Annotated in this window: 1 protein-coding gene; it reads right to left on the bottom strand. The window is 68.1% G+C overall.

Annotated elements, in window-relative coordinates:
* Positions 1-35: 35 nt before the first annotated feature.
* On the bottom strand, positions 36-555 hold a 520-nt coding region (locus P3H15_RS54435), incomplete at its 5' end, for a carboxyl transferase domain-containing protein (protein ID WP_276144891.1).

The following is a 555-nucleotide window of genomic DNA, read 5'->3' as shown; positions in this document are numbered from 1 at the left end:
TGAGTACTTGTTAACGTCCGGCGGTTAACAAGTACTCACGGGCGGCGGAGCCGCACGATCCAGGCGCGGGTATCGGCCGGGTCGATCACATCGTCGAGTTCGAAGATCGTGGCCGCGTTGAGTGCCTTCCCGTGCTGGTAGGCGGCATCGACGAGTTGCGTGAACGCCGCGTCCCGCTCGGCGGGGTCGTCGAGCGCCTCGAGTTCCTTCCGGTACCCGAGGCGCACCGCGCCTTCCAGCCCCATGGCGCCGATCTCGCCGGTCGGCCACGCGACCGTGAACTCGGACGCGTGGAAGGAGCCGCCCGCCATGGCCATCGCGCCGAGGCCGTAGCCCTTGCGCAGGACGACCGTTCCGTACGGCACGGTCATCTGCGCGCCGGTGACGAACAGTTTGCCGAACCGGCGGACCGTGGCCTCCTTCTCCGAGTCCGGGCCGACCATGAATCCCGGTGTGTCGCACAGCGAGACCACCGGCAGGCCGAACGATTCGCACAGTTCCAGGAAGTGGGCCATCTTGTCGGCCGCGACCGCGTCGATCGCACCGCCGAGGTGG

Origin of the sequence: Rhodococcus sp. T2V, from assembly GCF_029269925.1 — a bacterium.
Lineage (GTDB): Bacteria > Actinomycetota > Actinomycetes > Mycobacteriales > Mycobacteriaceae > Rhodococcus_F > Rhodococcus_F koreensis.
The sequence above is the reverse complement of the archived record's forward strand: the minus strand, read 5'-3'. Positions and strand labels throughout refer to the sequence as shown.